This window comes from Colwellia sp. C2M11 (assembly GCF_018860915.1).
GTDB lineage: Bacteria > Pseudomonadota > Gammaproteobacteria > Enterobacterales > Alteromonadaceae > Colwellia.
Genome location: NZ_JAHKQD010000022.1, coordinates 36,995 through 54,107 on the forward strand (window position 1 = coordinate 36,995; position 17,113 = coordinate 54,107).

Below are 17,113 nucleotides of genomic sequence, written 5' to 3' on the forward strand. Positions count from 1 at the left end.
TAAGGTTTAATTACGTTAAACCTTACACTTTAGAAATAATAACTAACTCGCTAATAGTTAATCCTGTTGTTTTTTCATTTTCGCTTTTAACGATGCAAGTTCATCATCAACTTTCTCGTTTGATTCAAGCTCTGCAATTTCATCAGCTAAAGATTTACTACCTAAATCATATGATTCAACTTGTGCTTCAATACCATCAATTTTACTTTCATAACGGTCAAAACGACTTAGTGCATCATTCACTTTGTTACTATCAATATTCTGCTTCACCTTTAAACGAGAATTTACAGTTTTTTCTCGCATAATAATCGCCTTTTGACGAGTTTTGGCATCTGCTAATTTATCTTGCAGTTGTGATATTTCATCTTGAAGTTTAGTAATATGCTCTTCAACATTCACAAGCTCTTGTAATAAAGATTGAGAGTTTTCAGTACTCTTTTTCTTTTCCATTAAAGCCGCTCTAGCTAAATCTTCACGATCTTTGCTTAGAGCTAATTCAGCTTTTTCTTGCCATTGTGCGGCCTCATTCTCAAAACGAGTTACTTGACGAGTTAGCTCTTTTTTATCCGCTAATGTTTTAGCAGAGCTAGAGCGTACTTCAACTAAAGTGTCTTCCATTTCTTGAATAATTAACCTTACCATTTTAGCTGGGTCTTCAGCTTTATCTAATAAATTATTGATATTAGAATTAATAATATCGGTAAACCTTGAAAAAATACCCATAACAACCTCTCTCTAGAATTAATAACTTCATTTAAACGTAAACCATCTATATTATACGCTTGTTGAAATTAGTATAAATTCGAATTTAAATTTAGACTAAGTTATATTCATGTTTTACGCCAATATGACATAAAACATTAACCTTTTGTTTTAAAGAGTTTTTTTATAATATTAAAAAATTCTTTTCTATAACTAATTAATGAAATACACTATTTGTTAGTTAAATTAACTAATACCAAGTCTTTCCTGTTATTTCTTATCCAACAAGAATAAACTGTATGATATTGGTATCAATATTAGGTCAGGTAATGGGACGCTTTAATAAACAAGATAACTTGCTGGGACAATCAAATAGCTTTTTAGAAGTATTAGAGCAAATATCTCAAATTGCACCACTTAGTAAGCCAGTATTAATTATTGGTGAACGCGGAACAGGTAAAGAATTAGTTGCTGCTCGTTTACATTATTTATCAAAGCGCTGGGAGCAAAGTTATTTAAAACTCAATTGTGCCGCTTTAAATGAAAACCTACTTGAAACCGAGCTATTTGGCTATGACTCTGGTGCTTTCACTGGCGCAAGCAAACGTCATGAAGGTCGTTTTGAACGCGCCGACAATGGCACCTTATTTTTAGATGAAATTGCGAATACGTCAGGCTTAATACAAGAAAAGTTATTACGCGTAGTTGAGTATGGTGAATTTGAACGTGTAGGTGGCTCTCGTACAATAACTACTGATGTACGCCTCGTAGCAGCCACTAATGAAGATCTTCCATCATTAGCTGCATCAGGGCAATTCAGAGCAGATTTACTCGACCGCTTAGCATTTGATGTTATAACACTACCACCATTGCGTGAACGACTTGATGACATTTTAATGTTAGCAGAGCATTTTGCTATGACAATGGCACGTGAATTAGAGTTTGAATTATTTAGTGGTTTCACCGAAAAAGCGAAAAGAGCCATGCTTGAATACGCTTGGCCGGGTAATATTCGTGAGTTAAAAAATGTAATTGAGCGTAGTGTTTATCGCTGTAATAACCCGCACTTGCCTGTTAATGATTTAATTATTGACCCATTCGAATCTCCTTTTAGACCTAACCAGCGCATTAAAACCCATGATAGAGTCCATACACCACAACATGAGACAATAAGTGACAACGGCGTAGATTCGATTGACAAGAATACGAGTAATGAGATAATTCAGCCGGAAGTAACCGCTACCACAGCACTAATAAACACTCAATTCCCTCAATCATTAAAGTCCTTATCACAAAATTACGAAATAGAATTGATTAAATCAGCTTTGGCGCACTGTCAATATAATCAAAAGAAAACCGCACAAGCACTAGAATTAACCTATCATCAACTAAGAGGTTATTTAAAAAAATACAATTTGCTTGATGGTAATGACACTGATGAATAAAATTAAGGTTAATCTACTTGCTTGCCTGAGCCTTTTCGCATTATCCGCGTGTTATGATGAAAGCACAGTTTCATTAGATGAACACAGTGTTATATATTGTGCGGAAGGCTCTCCTGAAACATTTAACCCGCAATTAGTAACATCTGGTACCACCATTGATGCTACATCGAATCAGTTATACGATCGTTTATTGAGTTATCAAGGAAAAGAGAATACGCTTACACCTGCAATAGCAAAAGCTTGGCATGTAACAAAAAACGGTAAAAAGATCACTTTCTATTTACGTAAAAATGTTGCTTTTCATCAAACAGAATATTTTACACCAAGCCGATTTCTAAATGCTGACGATATTATTTTTAGTTTTAATCGTATTTTAAATAAAAATCATCCATTTCATTATGTATCAGGCGGTGATTATCCCTTTTTTCAAAATATTGAGTTTAATAGCCTAGTAGAAAAAATAGAAAAAATAAATGATCATACTGTTCGCTTTCATTTAACTCATCCTGATAATTCCTTTCTTGCCAATTTAGCAACTGATTATGCGGTTATTTTATCCGCCGAATATGCTGAACAACTAAGTAAACAACAAAGAAAAAGCAATATAGATACCGATCCTATAGGCACTGGGCCATTTAAATTAAAAGAATATCGCATTGGCTCTTTTATTCGTTATTACCGTCACGAACAATATTGGCGAGAGCCGGTAAAAATTGAACAATTAGTTTTTGATATCACGCCAAGTAATACTGGAAGGCTAACAAAGTTACTAGCAAAAGAATGTGATATATCAGCTTACCCTATTGCCCATAATAAAATAGGTGAAAATAAAAGCTTAACCTTAGAGTCAATTACCGCATTAAATGTCGGCTATTTTGGCTTTAATATTAAAAAGCCACCTTTTGATAATAAACTGGTTCGCCAAGCGGTTAGTTATGCTATTAATAAAAAAGTATTACTCGATACCGTTTATAAAGGTAAAGCAGTATTAGCAAAATCGATACTACCGAATACCTCTTGGGCATTTGACGATACGATTCCAACTCATGAATTTAATCCTGTGCTGGCAAAAAGCCTATTAAATACGGCAGGGTTTCCTCAAGGATTCACTATGGATTTATGGGCTATGCCGGTACAAAGACCTTATAACCCTAATGCAATAACAATGGCTAAACTTATACAAGCCGATCTAAATGATATTGGAATTAAAGTTAACATTGTTTCTTATGAATGGAATACTTTCTTAAACCGCTTAAAGCTTGGCGAACATCAGAGCTTTTTATTAGGTTGGTCAGCTGATCATCCAGATCCTGATAACTTTTTCTCTCCTATGCTAAGCTGCTCTGCAAGTAATACAGGGAGTAATACCACTTTTTGGTGTAACCAAGAATATGATGATATTATTCAAAAAGCCTTACAAACAACTGACTTAAGTCAAAGAAAAAAATTCTATTCCCAAGCAATGAAAATTATAGAAGAGGAAATCCCTTTAATTCCCATTGCTCATTCAAAACGTTATCAAGCACGTAATAAAGAAATTACGGGTGATATCCTAGCAGCCTTTGGGGGTATTAATTTTTATCATATAGATAAAAATAAAAAAACGCCCCTAAGTGCAAAAAGTAACAACGCAGTGAAAGTGGCTCAACCTAATGTAGGTGAAAATTAATCATGTTAATTTTTACTTTACGTAGATTAAGCTTATTTATTTTTACAATGTTAGTACTAACATTATTATCTTTTAGCTTAAGTTTTTTATTTCCAGGTGATTCAATCATCAACATCTCGGGTGCTATTAACGCAACCCCTGCTCAATTAATAGAAATAGAAAAACATTACCACACTGAAAGTAATATCTTTTGGCAATATATTACTTATCTACATAACATTGTTAATGGCGAGTTAGGTATTTCAATGGCAAGTCAATCTGATATAGCCACGGAAGTGCTCAACCTATTACCTGCAACTATTGAACTTAGTTTGGTTGCTTTATTTATTGCAATGTTTGTTGGTATTCCACTTGGTTTTATTGCGGCAATAAAACACAACAAAACCACTGATAATATTATCGTATCAGTTTCAATGTTGGGCTATTCAATCCCCGTATTTTGGCTAGGTATATTGGCTATTTTAACCTTTTCGATAAACTTAGGCTGGTTGCCATCAGCCGGACAGATTAGTTTATTGTTTGAAATTGAGTTGATAACTGGTATTCAATTTATTGATATATTACTCAGTGATAGCCCTTATAAATGGCAAGCTTTTAGTGATGCCACCGCACATATTATACTACCTGCTTGTGTTATTGCTGTAGCTCCTGCCACTATATTTATTCGCTTAGCTAGAACATCAATGATAGAGGTTTTAGAAACAAGCTATATTCGAGCAGCAAATGCAAAAGGTTTAACCTTTCGACAAATGATATTTCGCCATGCGATCAGAAATGCGCTAATACAAATAATTCGTCACGTTGGTTTACAGTTTGCCAACCTGGTAACGATTGCCATGGTCACCGAAGTTATTTTTAGTTGGCCTGGTATAGGCCGTTGGCTCATCGAAAGTATTTACCAACGAGACTATACCGCGATACAAAGTGGCTTGTTGGTGCTGTCGTGTTTTATTTTTATCGTGCACATTTTAACTGACTTTATCTATGCTGCGTTAAATCCACTAGCCCGAGGTAATAAGTATGGCTCGTGATAAAATTTATTTAGAAGAGATATTCCCTTCACCTTTTATGCAGCTTTGGCAGGTTTTTCGTAAAACACCTTCTGCAATGGCAGGATTGAGCTGTTTTATATTCTTAATAATTTTAGCTGTTTTTGCACCAATACTAGCACCACATTCACCAATTGATGGTCAACTAGATATGCTATTATTACCTCCTGCTTGGCACCCTGATGGAAATATAAGTTATTTACTTGGTACTGATGAACTTGGCCGAGATATGCTTTCTCGCTTAATGTATGGTACTTCTTTAACCTTTGGCCTAAGCTTTATTGTAGTTATTACATCACTTATTATTGGTGTTGTTATTGGCTCCTTATCAGCATTAACCACAGGGATAAAATCAAGCTTCCTCAATCACTGTTTGGATGTCATCTTATCTATTCCTTCATTGTTATTGGCTATCATCATTGTTGCTATATTAGGACCTGGTATTAGCAATACCGTATGGGCTGTAGTGATAGTACTGATACCTCAGTTTATTCACATTACACGTTACGCCGTAAAAGAAGAATCGCGTAAAGATTATGTACTTGCATCTCGGCTAGATGGTGCAAGTCCTTTTAGAATATTGTATTACTCTATTTTTCCAAATATTGTCGATCGAGTAATGAGTCAGGCAACCTTAGCACAATCAGCCGCTATTTTAGATATAGCTACATTAGGTTTTTTAGGCTTAGGTGCTCAAATTCCACTACCGGAATGGGGAGCAACATTAGCTAACGGTTTAGATTTATTTTACATAGCCCCTTGGACAGTATATTTGCCAGGTTTAGCTATTTTGTTTGCTGTTATAGTTACCAACCTTGTTGGTGAAGGTATTCGCCATTCTCTTAAGCTTCGCAAGGACAAGTAATGAATTTACTCGACATTAGAAACTTATCCATTGAACTTATCAGTGAAAATAAAAATATTTTAGCGGTTGATAAAGTTAGCCTGATCATGAAAGAAGGCGAAGTTCGTGGGTTAGTTGGGGAATCCGGCTCTGGTAAATCACTTTTAGCACAAGCAATTGTTGGTGTACTAAACGACAAATGGAAAGTACATGCTGATAGGTTCCATTGGCGAGGTGTCGATTTATTGCGTTTATCTATTGCGGAGCGTAAAGCGCTTATATCGCGAGATATTGCTATGATATTCCAGGAGCCTATGGCCTGTTTAGATCCAACAACCACCATCAAAAACCAATTAGCTGAAGCGATTGATACTAGTTCACTCACCGGTTTTTTCTGGCAGAAACAGCGACAGCGTAATGAGGCAGCTATTAAATTATTACATAAGGTCGGCATAAAAAAACATAACGCTTGCCTTAACAGTTACCCACATCAATTAACAGATGCGCTATGTCAGCGCGTTATGATCGCTATAGCCCTAGCTAGAAGGCCGATATTATTAATTGCAGATGAACCTACTGCAGCAATGGAGAATACAAATCAGGGGCAAATATTTAGGCTGTTGGCTAGTTTAAATCAATTAAAAAACATGTCGATATTATTAATTAGTCATGATTTAGAAAATATTACACATTGGACACATAAGATAACAGTGATGTACAGCGGACAATTCGTTGAAGCTGGAACTACTGAACAAATATTCAAAAATCCATTACACCCATACACTAAAGCTTTAGTTGATAGTAGCCCGAGTGCAAATATAGAGTTGCCTGCTAAATCAAGATTAATGGCATTACCTGGTACTATTCCAATTTTGCAACATCTTCCTATTGGCTGTCGTTTAGGGCCACGTTGTCCAAGAGCCCAACAAGCCTGTGTACAAGCACCGACAATCACTAGCTTTCATGATCATAAAGTTAGTTGCCACTACCCTTTAATACCGACAAAAGCTAAACGTAAAGCTATTAAAGAGGTATGTTAAAATGACAGAATTACTTAAAGTTGAAGAGTTAAGCAAGTCTTATCAGCAGAAAGGCTTTTGGTTTAAAAAGAAAGTTACTATTGCATTAGAGCCTATTTCTTTCAGTATTGAAGCGCATAAGACTTTAGCTATTATTGGTGACACAGGCTCAGGAAAATCGACACTTGCTAAATTATTAGTCGGAGCAGAGCCAGCCAGTAGCGGTCATATTTACCTGAATGGCAAAAAACTACATGATAGTAGTTATAAAGAAAGATGTCAGCATATTCGTATGATTTTTCAAGACTCAGGAACAACTCTCAATCCTAGCCTAACTATTTTACAACTATTAGATGAGCCGCTTAAACTCAACACAACATTTAATGAAAAAAAACGCCAAGAGCTGATCAGGGTTACCCTACAACAAGTTGGTTTATTAGGCGATCATATGAATTTTTATCCTCATATGTTTTCTGGTGGGCAAAAACAACGTATATCCCTTGCTAGAGCAATTATTTTACAGCCTCAAGTAATCATACTGGACGAGGCATTAGCAGCACTTGACCCTTCATTACGCTCTCAAATGATTAATTTATTATTAGATCTACAACAACAAATGGGACTTGCCTATATACTCATATCCCATAATTTGGGTATTATTCGCCATTTTAGTGATGAAGTTTTAGTGTTATCACACGGGAAGGTAGTTGAATCAGGAAAAACAATGGAGGTTATGAATAAACCTCAGCATAAAGTCACGCAAAGATTATTAATGAATCAAAACTTTCAACTGAGATCTAGAACCGTAAAATAATATCAATGAAAAGTAGCGAGCTTTGTTACTCGCTACTTACTACCAACTAAAAGCTCGTTGGCGCTGCCACTGTATTTATCTTTATCTTTGCATCTAACTTTAATGAATCAACATAGCTTGCGTAAGCAGACTGCGCTAATTGAGAAGTTTGTTGCTGAGAAAGCTGCGGGTTATCAATAATAACTTTTGGTACATTCACTGCTTTTAGCTCTACTAGAGCCAAATCACCGTTACTTAAAGCAACTGAAGAGGCAGAAATACTCCCATCAACAGGGTGTGGTAATACAAATGCTTCACGAGTGATACTTTGATCTATATCTGTACCATAACGTGTCATATTTTCTTTGCTAGTAAAGCTTGCATAGTTTTCAAGTAACTGTTCAGTAATATCTTCACCCGCTTTAAACTTCGCAAGTAAATCATTTACTGTTGTCTGAGCTTTTTCTGTCGCTTTTTGAGAGACTAAAATAGCTTTTATTTGCTCTTCAACTTCAGCAAGTGGTTTAACATTCGCTTCTTGGTATTCATTTAAGCGTAATACTAATGAAACACTATCGCTTACTTCAATCACATCAGAATTCATATTATCTTGTAAAACTATATCTGAAAACGCTGCCTCAATAACTTTAGCATTATCAAAAGGTGCAGCATTGCCTGTAGGAGATAACCAAGAAGAAGTTTCTACAGTAGCATTCACTTCACTTGCTGCATCTTCTAAACTGTCAGGAAACTCAAAGCTAATACGCGCCATTTCTTGCGTTAAGGTGTAAAACTGCTCTTGAGCTTTATCACTACTTACCTTGATGTATAGCTCATCTTTAACGTCAGCTAAACTCTGAATTTCTTCAGGCTTAAGGTCAGTCAATTTAATGACATGATAGCCAAAGCTTGATTTAACAAGCCCTGTTGTATCACCAACAGTCGTTAATTCAAATGCGGCTTCATCAAAAGCCTCTCCCATCACGCCACGTTCTATATAATCTAAATCACCACCATTTTCACCGCTAAAAGTATCAGTAGATAACGCTTTAGCTAATTCGGCAAAATCTTCACCGGCAGATAAACGAGCTAATACAGTTTCAGCTTGAGCTTTAGCTGCTGCTTCGCTGTCATCATCACCTTCAGTAAAGCCAATTAAAATATGTGAAACACGACGTTGTTCTGCTTGGGTAAAGCTTGCAATGTTATCTTGATAATATGTTTCAACATCACTGTCAGACACTTCAATATTTTTAGCAATATCATCAACAGCTAAACGAATATAATTTACTTTAACTTTTTCTTTATTTTCAAAACGTATTTGATTCGTTTGATAGTAAGTTTTAATTTCTTCTTCACTTACCTCAACACCGGCTTCAAACTGTTTAGCTGATAGCGTTGCATAACGAATATCACGTGTTTGACCTTGCAAGTTTTGTTGTAGTTTTTCTTGGTAAGGTAAATTAAATTCTGTAGCTACTAGTGCTTGTGATAACTGACTACGTGTCATTTCTACACGTAGGTAATCACGAAAGCTAGACGACTGATAAAAACCGGCTTGATTAATAACCGCTAAATAACGATTGTTATCAAAAACACCATCCACCTGAAATTCAGGCATTACACGAATAGTCTCTTTAATGCGCTCATCTGAAACACGTATTGCAAGATCTTCTGCACTTTGATCTATTAATTTTTGATTAATTAAATTATCTAATACGCCTTGACGAAAGTTAGCCATATAGTTAGCGTCATTCGATAATGTATCAAACATTTCACCAAACTGTTGAGCCATACGATTGCGCTGTGCTTGATATGCTCTATCAAACTCTTGTTGACTTATTTTCTCGCCATTAACCGTTGCGACAGAAGTATCTACAGAATTAGTGTAGCTACCCAGACCTGCAACAGCGAAGGTTAGTATAATAAGACCAAGGATTATTTTGGCTGTTAAGCCCTGCGAGCTTTCTCTAATATCTTCTAGCATTTTTTTCTCTTATCTCCAAAGCCGATTTTTTAAAATCGATAAATATTAAACCGATAAAAAATATCGATACTTAAGCTATAGTTTTTGTTGCTCGCGATTTTAGCAGATGCGGACCATCGCTTGAAGTGCAAGATGTGTTTTATTTGATTAAATTATTTATAAATAATTTAATCAAATAAATTAAAAGCAAAAGACCACCTAAAGGTGGTCTTTAAATATATCTTTAATATAAAATCACGAAATGTAATTAATTATATTATTAGCTATTACAAGCATCTTTTAATGCTTTACCCGCTTTGAAAGATGGGATTTTAGCTGCAGCGATTTGAATAGTTGCACCAGTTTGTGGGTTACGGCCAGTACGTGCTGCACGGTCACGTACAGAGAAAGTACCAAAACCAACTAAAGCAACTTGCTCACCACTTTGTAATTCTTCAGTTACAGCGCCAATAAATGAATCTAATGCGCGACCCGCAGCAGCTTTTGAAATGTCAGCGCCTTCAGAAATTTTCTCGATAAGTTGAGATTTATTCACAGTGTATACCCCTTCAATTGTTATTATTACAACGCTATTTTACTTTTCTTTAATAAAAGTTTTAATAAAAGTTCGTCCTAAAAAAATAAAGATTCGTTATGTTATTTTATTTTATTGAACATCAAGCGCCGAGTTGAAAAAAAACTATTATGTCTAATCCTTTATTATTTATACCTATTGAGCAGCAGCCTCTTAGGTATACTAAACAAGGGGTCTAGCGACATAAGCGTTGTTAACTTACCATAGTTTCAGCGTTTGAAAAGCCTTTATTTCACTTTTTTACTGTTTTTTCGCGTTTTTTTGCTTTTTTTGCTTATTTCTATCAAAAATGCAACTTTTTACGCATAAAAATTACTCTGCCTTCCACTGCTCTACAGGGTGTTCAAGTGCTATAGAAAGTACGTCATCAATCCATTTTACAGGGTGAATAGCGAGATCTGCTTTAACATTTTCAGGTATTTCTTTTAAATCACGTTCATTTTCATGAGGAATAATAACCGTTTTTATACCACCACGATGAGCCGCTAGTAGTTTCTCTTTTAAACCACCAATAGCAAGTACTTCACCACGCAATGTAATTTCACCTGTCATAGCAACATCAGCCTTGACCGGGTTACCTGTTAAACTAGAAACAAGTGCCGTACACATACCTATACCTGCACTAGGTCCATCTTTTGGTGTTGCTCCTTCAGGAACATGAACATGTATATCTCTTTTTTCATAGAAATCAACGTTAATGCGTAATTTTTCTGTTCTGCTACGTACAACCGTCATTGCTGCTTGAATAGACTCTTGCATAACATCACCCAATGAACCAGTGTAGGTTAGCTTACCTTTACCTGGTACAGACGCTGTTTCAATAGTCAGTAATTCTCCGCCTACTTGTGTCCATGCTAACCCAGTCACTAAACCAACTCTATTCTTATCATCAGCTTTACCGTAATCAAAACGTTGTACCCCCAAATATTCATTTAGGTTTTCTTGGTTAACAACCACTTTTTTCAGCTTTTTATCGAGTAAGATAGCTTTAACTGCTTTACGGCATAACTTAGATATTTCACGTTCTAAATTTCGAACACCCGCCTCTCGCGTGTAATAGCGAATAATACCAATAATGGCACTATCTTCAATTTTAATTTCATTAGCCTTTAAACCATTACGTTGTATCTGCTTCTCAACCAAGTGACTACGCGCAATATTTAGCTTTTCATCTTCGGTATAACCAGACAAACGAATAACTTCCATTCTATCAAGTAATGGACCTGGAATATCCATGCTATTTGATGTCGCAACGAACATCACATCTGATAAATCATAATCGACTTCTAGATAATGATCATTGAAGCTTGAGTTTTGCTCAGGATCTAATACTTCTAATAATGCTGATGCTGGATCACCACGCATGTCCGATGCCATTTTATCTATTTCATCTAATAAAAAGAGTGGATTTTTAACCCCCACTTTTGACATTTTTTGAATAAGTTTACCTGGTAATGAACCAATGTAAGTTCGACGATGACCTCTAATTTCAGCTTCATCACGTACACCACCTAAAGCCATACGAATATATTTTCGGCCTGTAGATTTTGCAATAGATTGCCCTAATGAGGTTTTACCTACACCGGGAGGACCAACTAAACAAAGAATTGGACCTTTCAGCTGGCTAACACGCTGTTGTACGGCCAAATATTCTAATATACGCTCTTTAACTTTATCTAAGCCATAGTGATCTTTGTCTAGCACTTCTTGTGCTAACGCCAAGTTACGTTTAAGCTTACTACGTTTTTTCCATGGCACATTAATCATGCATTCGATATAGCTACGAACGACAGTAGCTTCAGCTGACATCGGCGACATCATTTTTAACTTCTGCAATTCAGCTAAGGTTTTATCTTTTGCTTCTGTCGGCATTTGTGCTTCATCAATACGCTTTGACATTTGCTCAAGCTCATCAGGTGTTTCATCACCTTCATTAAGCTCTTTTTGAATCGCTTTCATTTGCTCATTTAAATAGTATTCACGCTGACTTTTTTCCATTTGCTTTTTAACGCGAGTACGAATTTTTTTCTCAACTTGTAATAAGTCAATCTCACCTTCCATCAATGCCATTAAATGCTCTAAGCGTTTAACAATATCAACTATTTCTAATACTTTTTGCTTCTCTTCTAGCTTCAATGGCATATGAGCAGCCATAGTGTCAGCTAATTGCTCGGCATCATCAATTCCCGAAACCGAAGTAAGTACTTCTGGTGGAATTTTCTTATTTAGCTTTACATAACCTTCAAACTGAGAAATAGCAGAACGAATTAATACTTCATTATCATCTTCCGCACTATTTTCTATCGTTAAATACTCAATATTGGCACTGAAGTATTCTTCTGTTTCAATAAACTCAGTGACTTTAGCACGTTGCACACCTTCCACTAGCACTTTAACAGTGCCATCAGGTAGTTTTAACATCTGTAAAATAGTTGCTACAGTGCCAGTTTCATAAACATCCACAGCTTGAGGATCATCGACTGCAGCATCTTTTTGTGCAACTAAAAATACTTGCTTATCATTTTCCATCGCAAGATCTAAACAACGGATAGATTTTTCTCTACCTACAAATAATGGAATTACCATTTGTGGATAAACGACAACATCTCTTAAGGCAAGAACGGGGATTTCAACTACACTAGTTAATTCTTCGGTCATGTGTGTCTCTTTGGAAAGTTTAAATTACTGATAAAATCTATATGGGGATAAATAGAAAACTTACAAGCAATAATAACAATTTGATTTTATTTATTCCCAACTCATGGTTGAGATTTATACATATTAAAGCACACAGAGCTTGTTAGAGGTAGCCCAACTTAGTTACCTTAATATCACTATTATGGCTGTTAAAAAACAAAAAAGAGCCCTTAGGCTCTTTATATTTCAATATTAATTTGTCAGCAATGATTTACTCTGATGCTGCTTGCTCTTGTTGACTATCGTAAATAACCAAAGGTTTAGATTCACCTTTAATTGTAGTTTCATCAACAACTATTTTACTCACGTTCTCCATTGATGGGAGTTCGTACATGGTATCAAGTAAAACAGCTTCAACAATTGAACGTAAGCCACGAGCACCTGTTTTTCTGTCCATTGCTTTTCTAGCAATGGCGTTAAGTGCATCTTCTCGGAACTCTAATTCAACATTTTCCATATCAAACAATGCCGTAAACTGCTTAGTTAATGCATTTTTAGGTTCTTGTAGAATTTGGATTAATGCTGCTTCATCCAATTCACGTAAAGTAGCAACAACCGGTAATCGACCAATAAATTCAGGAATCAATCCGTATTTTACTAAATCTTGCGGCTCAACATCTTCCAATCTTTCAGTTAAGGTGACTTCTTCATCTTTACCGCGCACTTCGGCACCAAAACCAATGCCAGTTCCAGTGTGACAACGCTGTTCAATCACTTTATCAAGGCCTGCAAACGCACCGCCACAAATAAATAAAATTTTAGAAGTATCTACTTGTAAAAACTCTTGCTGAGGGTGCTTGCGACCACCTTGTGGTGGTACTGAAGCGATAGTACCTTCAATAAGTTTTAATAAGGCTTGTTGAACACCTTCACCAGAAACATCACGCGTAATTGACGGGTTATCTGATTTGCGAGAAATTTTATCTATTTCATCAATGTATACTATGCCACGCTGTGCCTTTTCAACATCGTAATCACATTTCTGTAATAGCTTTTGAATTATATTCTCAACATCTTCACCAACATATCCAGCTTCAGTTAATGTCGTTGCATCAGCCATAGTGAAAGGTACATCAAGGAGGCGCGCTAAAGTTTGCGCTAATAATGTTTTACCTGATCCTGTTGGACCAATAAGTAAAATATTACTTTTACCTAATTCAACACCATTGTGTGAATCACCATTGCGTAAACGCTTATAGTGATTATAAACCGCCACTGCGAGTACTTTTTTCGCATGGTCTTGGCCTATAACATAGTCATCCAAGCTTTCACGTATTTCAACAGGAGAAGGTAAAGCTTCCTTTTCTTCTTTAGGAGAAATTTCTTTTATCTCTTCACGAATAATGTCATTACATAATTCAACACATTCGTCACATACAAATACTGATGGGCCAGCAATTAGCTTACGTACTTCATGTTGGCTTTTGCCACAAAATGAACAGTAAAGTAATTTACCATTGTCACCGTCACCACTTTTAATATCGGTCATGCCCTACCTCAAATCTTAATTCCGTTAATGATTACTATAGCTATAAATAATTATAATATGGCAATCATTCAATCATCTTTTAAGTTGAACTTGATGAGTCAAATTCAACTTACAGTTAATATTAACTATTTCTTTGTTCTAATATGGAGTCAACTAAACCATATTCAACTGCGCTTTCAGCACTTAAGAAATTATCACGATCAGTATCTTGAGAAACTTTCTCAAGAGGTTGCCCTGTATGCTCCGACATTAAACGATTTAATTTATCTTTAATAAACAATATTTCTTTCGCATGAATTTCGAAGTCAGATGCTTGCCCTTGGAATCCACCAAGAGGTTGATGAATCATCACACGTGCATTAGGTAAACAATATCGTTTACCTTTTTCACCACCTGAAAGCAAAAATGCTCCCATGCTTGCAGCTTGACCAATACATACAGTAGAAATATTAGGTTTAATAAATTTCATTGTATCATAAATGGCCATACCTGCTGTTACAGAGCCACCCGGTGAATTAATATAGAGGAAAATATCTTTATCAGGGCTTTCTGATTCTAAGAATAATAATTGCGCAATAATTAAATTAGCCATGTGATCTTCAACTTGGCCGCATAAAAATATAACACGTTCTTTAAGTAATCTTGAGTAAATATCATAAGAACGTTCACCCTTAGCTGTCTGTTCGACTACCATTGGTACTAAAGCACTCTCTGGGCTAGTCGCTGAATTTTGAGAGTTTGATTGGGAATTGAATTGGGAATTAAACAAGTGTGTTCCGTCCTTAAATATAAAATACATGATTACTTTAACTAAGCAGCTTAAATTAAGCTACATTCTTTAAGTAATCATTAAAATAATACGCTAAATAAAAATGGCTTGTATGAAGATATCCATACAAGCCATTAAATTTAAGCGATTGCTAAGCTTTTTGTCAATAAAAAAGCGATATTACTTCCCTTCAGGGTTCATAATTTCTTTAAAAGTTGCTTTTTTATTTTCTACTTTCGCTTTTTCAACTAAAAATTCAACTGCCTGCTCTTCTAAAGCGACATTTTGCATTTGTTGCATTAATTCTTTGTTGTTTGCGTAGTATTCAATAACTTCTTGTGGATCTTCATAAGCTGACGCTGCTGTTGCAATTAACTCATCAACTTTAGCCATATCAACTTTCAGTTCATTAACTTTAATCACTTCGCCTAATAACAAACCAATTTTAACACGACGTTCAGCTTGCTCTTTAAACATCTCGTTAGGTAGTTCAGGTAAGTTCTTCGGATCCATTTGACCTTGGAAACGTTGCATTGCTTGTTGACGTAATACGTCAATTTCTTGTGCAACTAAAGCTGATGGTAAGCTAACATCATGGCTAGATAATAAACCTTCAAGTACTTGCTCTTTAACTTTAGCTTTAACAGCTTGAGTTAATTCACGAGTCATGTTTTTACTAACTTCTTCACGTAAAGCTTCAACACCACCTTCTTCAACACCAAAAAGTTTTGCAAACTCTTCATCAACAGGAGGTAATACAGCACCTTCTGTTTTATGAACAACAATATCAAACTCTGCTTCTTTACCTTTTAGGTTTTCTGCATGGTAATCGTCAGGGAAAGTTACTTTAATTGTTTTTTCTTCACCAGCTTTCATACCTGTGATTTCTTTTTCGAAACCAGGAATCATGCGGCCAGCGCCAAGTTCTAGTTCAAAACCTTCAGCTTTACCACCTTCAAACTCTTCACCGTCAATGCGGCCAGTGAAATCAAGTACTAACTTGTCACCTTTCTTAGTTTTACGCTTATTTTCTTTCCACGTTTGGTGCTGCTTCTGTAATGTTTCAAACATTTCATCTAGATCGGCATCTGACACTTCAACATCAGGACGCTCTACTTTAATATCTTCTAGACCTTTTAACTCAACTACAGGGTAAACTTCAAAAGTTGCTTCAAATTTTAATTCTTTACCATCTTCATTGCTTTTTGCAACAAATGAAGGACGACCCGCAGGGTTAATTTTTTCAGCAACAATAGCATCAACAAAGCTGCGTTGCATGATTTCACCGGCAACTTCTTGACGTACAGATTTACCGTAACGTTTTTGAATAACTGATGGTGGAACTTTACCTGGACGGAAACCGTTGATACGTTGGGTTTTACTTACTTGACGAAGACGATTCTTAACTTCAACATCTACTGTTTCGGCTGGAACAGAAATAGTCAAACGACGTTCCAAACCTTGTGTAGTCTCAACTGAAACTTGCATTTATATACCTCAAAACTTAGCGTGTTACGCTTTCTTATATAGCATCAATTTTACTTGCTAATAATAGTAAAAAAAGTGCCTTGCTCATACGAACGGTTAAAATTTATGACGCGGAATTATAGCTAGACACAAAAGAAGTTGCAAGGGCAAGTTTCTGGCGGAAATCGTAGCCTAAATAAAGCCTCGTCGAGGATACTCTTACCTACAGCATAATGACTGTTACACCAACTACCAAGGTAGTTAAAATACATATATATTATAATAACTTACATATAAAAAAAGGGTAACATAAGTTTAAGTAAAATAAATTAAATACCATGAAAGTGATCAAATAACACTCGCCCCTCTCTTATAAAGGAACAAATTGTATTCTCGAACATTGCAAACAACCAAGATAATTACCGTAAAACATAATTTTCTACTTCATTGGTAAATGGCTTTTATTCGCCAAGTATAAGTTAAAAATTCATTATTAATGTAAAGTTCAACGTTGCAACGAAACTTGATAACACCCAAACCAATTTTGGTCAGATATAGGAGATAATATTTTTGAAAAGTGGTCGGTGATGCAAGATTCGAACTTGCGAC

General features: G+C 35.7%; 13 protein-coding genes. 6 read left to right on the forward strand and 7 right to left on the reverse strand.

Features of this window, described 5'->3' with window-relative positions:
* Nucleotides 1–57 precede the first annotated feature (57 nt).
* Entirely contained in the window at nt 58–723 is a 666-nt protein-coding gene (gene pspA, locus KO509_RS07475) for a phage shock protein PspA (protein ID WP_215972663.1), read from the reverse strand.
* 308 nt (nt 724–1,031) lie between these two features.
* On the opposite strand from pspA, the gene pspF reads away from it, so the two are divergent.
* Genes pspF through KO509_RS07505 form a run of 6 tightly spaced genes read left to right on the forward strand, consistent with a single transcriptional unit; the run spans nt 1,032 to nt 7,542 of the window.
* A complete protein-coding gene (pspF, locus tag KO509_RS07480) occupies nt 1,032–2,147 on the forward strand; it encodes a phage shock protein operon transcriptional activator (RefSeq protein ID WP_215972676.1) in 1,116 nt (371 codons plus the stop codon).
* Nucleotides 2,140–3,816, forward strand: coding sequence for an ABC transporter substrate-binding protein (locus KO509_RS07485; RefSeq protein WP_252727439.1), 1,677 nt, complete (start codon nt 2,140–2,142; stop codon nt 3,814–3,816). Before pspF ends, KO509_RS07485 begins: the two co-directional genes overlap by 8 nt.
* Before the next feature lie 2 nt (nt 3,817–3,818).
* Nucleotides 3,819–4,847, forward strand: coding sequence for an ABC transporter permease subunit (locus KO509_RS07490; protein WP_215972665.1), 1,029 nt, complete (start codon nt 3,819–3,821; stop codon nt 4,845–4,847).
* The gene (locus KO509_RS07495) at nt 4,837–5,730 is read left to right on the forward strand and encodes an ABC transporter permease subunit (RefSeq protein ID WP_215972666.1); all 894 of its coding nucleotides are present in this window, start codon (nt 4,837–4,839) and stop codon (nt 5,728–5,730) included. The genes KO509_RS07490 and KO509_RS07495 overlap by 11 nt, the downstream gene beginning before the upstream one ends.
* A complete protein-coding gene (locus tag KO509_RS07500) occupies nt 5,730–6,749 on the forward strand; it encodes an oligopeptide/dipeptide ABC transporter ATP-binding protein (RefSeq protein WP_215972667.1) in 1,020 nt (339 codons plus the stop codon). The genes KO509_RS07495 and KO509_RS07500 overlap by 1 nt, the downstream gene beginning before the upstream one ends.
* Before the next feature lies 1 nt (nt 6,750).
* Nucleotides 6,751–7,542, forward strand: coding sequence for an ATP-binding cassette domain-containing protein (locus KO509_RS07505; RefSeq protein WP_215972668.1), 792 nt, complete (start codon nt 6,751–6,753; stop codon nt 7,540–7,542).
* Between the two features lie 46 nt (nt 7,543–7,588).
* Here the strand turns inward: KO509_RS07505 and KO509_RS07510 are convergent, their stop codons facing one another.
* The 6 genes from KO509_RS07510 to tig all read right to left on the reverse strand — a co-directional run bounded on the left by KO509_RS07510 (nt 7,589) and on the right by tig (nt 16,525).
* Nucleotides 7,589–9,508, reverse strand: coding sequence for a SurA N-terminal domain-containing protein (locus KO509_RS07510; protein ID WP_215972669.1), 1,920 nt, complete (start codon nt 9,506–9,508; stop codon nt 7,589–7,591).
* A gap of 259 nt (nt 9,509–9,767) precedes the next feature.
* Nucleotides 9,768–10,043 (reverse strand): nucleoid-associated protein HU-beta, encoded by a 276-nt coding sequence (gene hupB / locus KO509_RS07515; RefSeq protein ID WP_159821154.1) that lies wholly within the window; start codon nt 10,041–10,043, stop codon nt 9,768–9,770.
* Between the two features lie 351 nt (nt 10,044–10,394).
* Nucleotides 10,395–12,740 (reverse strand): endopeptidase La, encoded by a 2,346-nt coding sequence (gene lon / locus KO509_RS07520; RefSeq protein WP_215972670.1) that lies wholly within the window; start codon nt 12,738–12,740, stop codon nt 10,395–10,397.
* 250 nt (nt 12,741–12,990) lie between these two features.
* Nucleotides 12,991–14,268, reverse strand: coding sequence for an ATP-dependent protease ATP-binding subunit ClpX (clpX, locus tag KO509_RS07525; RefSeq protein ID WP_215972671.1), 1,278 nt, complete (start codon nt 14,266–14,268; stop codon nt 12,991–12,993).
* A gap of 121 nt (nt 14,269–14,389) precedes the next feature.
* Entirely contained in the window at nt 14,390–15,037 is a 648-nt protein-coding gene (clpP, locus tag KO509_RS07530; RefSeq protein ID WP_289847530.1) for an ATP-dependent Clp endopeptidase proteolytic subunit ClpP, read from the reverse strand.
* Nucleotides 15,038–15,217: 180 nt separating this feature from the next.
* Entirely contained in the window at nt 15,218–16,525 is a 1,308-nt protein-coding gene (gene tig, locus KO509_RS07535) for a trigger factor (protein WP_215972673.1), read from the reverse strand.
* Nucleotides 16,526–17,113 lie beyond the last annotated feature (588 nt).

Coding starts and splice junctions, on each gene's coding strand:
- KO509_RS07500 (WP_215972667.1), top strand. CDS start 5,730: ATGAATTTACTCGACATTAGAAACTTATCCATTGAACTTATCAGTGAA.
- pspA (WP_215972663.1), bottom strand. CDS start 723: ATGGGTATTTTTTCAAGGTTTACCGATATTATTAATTCTAATATCAAT.
- clpX (WP_215972671.1), bottom strand. CDS start 14,268: ATGACCGATATTAAAAGTGGTGACGGTGACAATGGTAAATTACTTTAC.
- KO509_RS07510 (WP_215972669.1), bottom strand. CDS start 9,508: ATGCTAGAAGATATTAGAGAAAGCTCGCAGGGCTTAACAGCCAAAATA.
- pspF (WP_215972676.1), top strand. CDS start 1,032: ATGGGACGCTTTAATAAACAAGATAACTTGCTGGGACAATCAAATAGC.
- KO509_RS07505 (WP_215972668.1), top strand. CDS start 6,751: ATGACAGAATTACTTAAAGTTGAAGAGTTAAGCAAGTCTTATCAGCAG.
- tig (WP_215972673.1), bottom strand. CDS start 16,525: ATGCAAGTTTCAGTTGAGACTACACAAGGTTTGGAACGTCGTTTGACT.
- KO509_RS07490 (WP_215972665.1), top strand. CDS start 3,819: ATGTTAATTTTTACTTTACGTAGATTAAGCTTATTTATTTTTACAATG.
- KO509_RS07495 (WP_215972666.1), top strand. CDS start 4,837: ATGGCTCGTGATAAAATTTATTTAGAAGAGATATTCCCTTCACCTTTT.
- lon (WP_215972670.1), bottom strand. CDS start 12,740: ATGACCGAAGAATTAACTAGTGTAGTTGAAATCCCCGTTCTTGCCTTA.
- KO509_RS07485 (WP_252727439.1), top strand. CDS start 2,140: ATGAATAAAATTAAGGTTAATCTACTTGCTTGCCTGAGCCTTTTCGCA.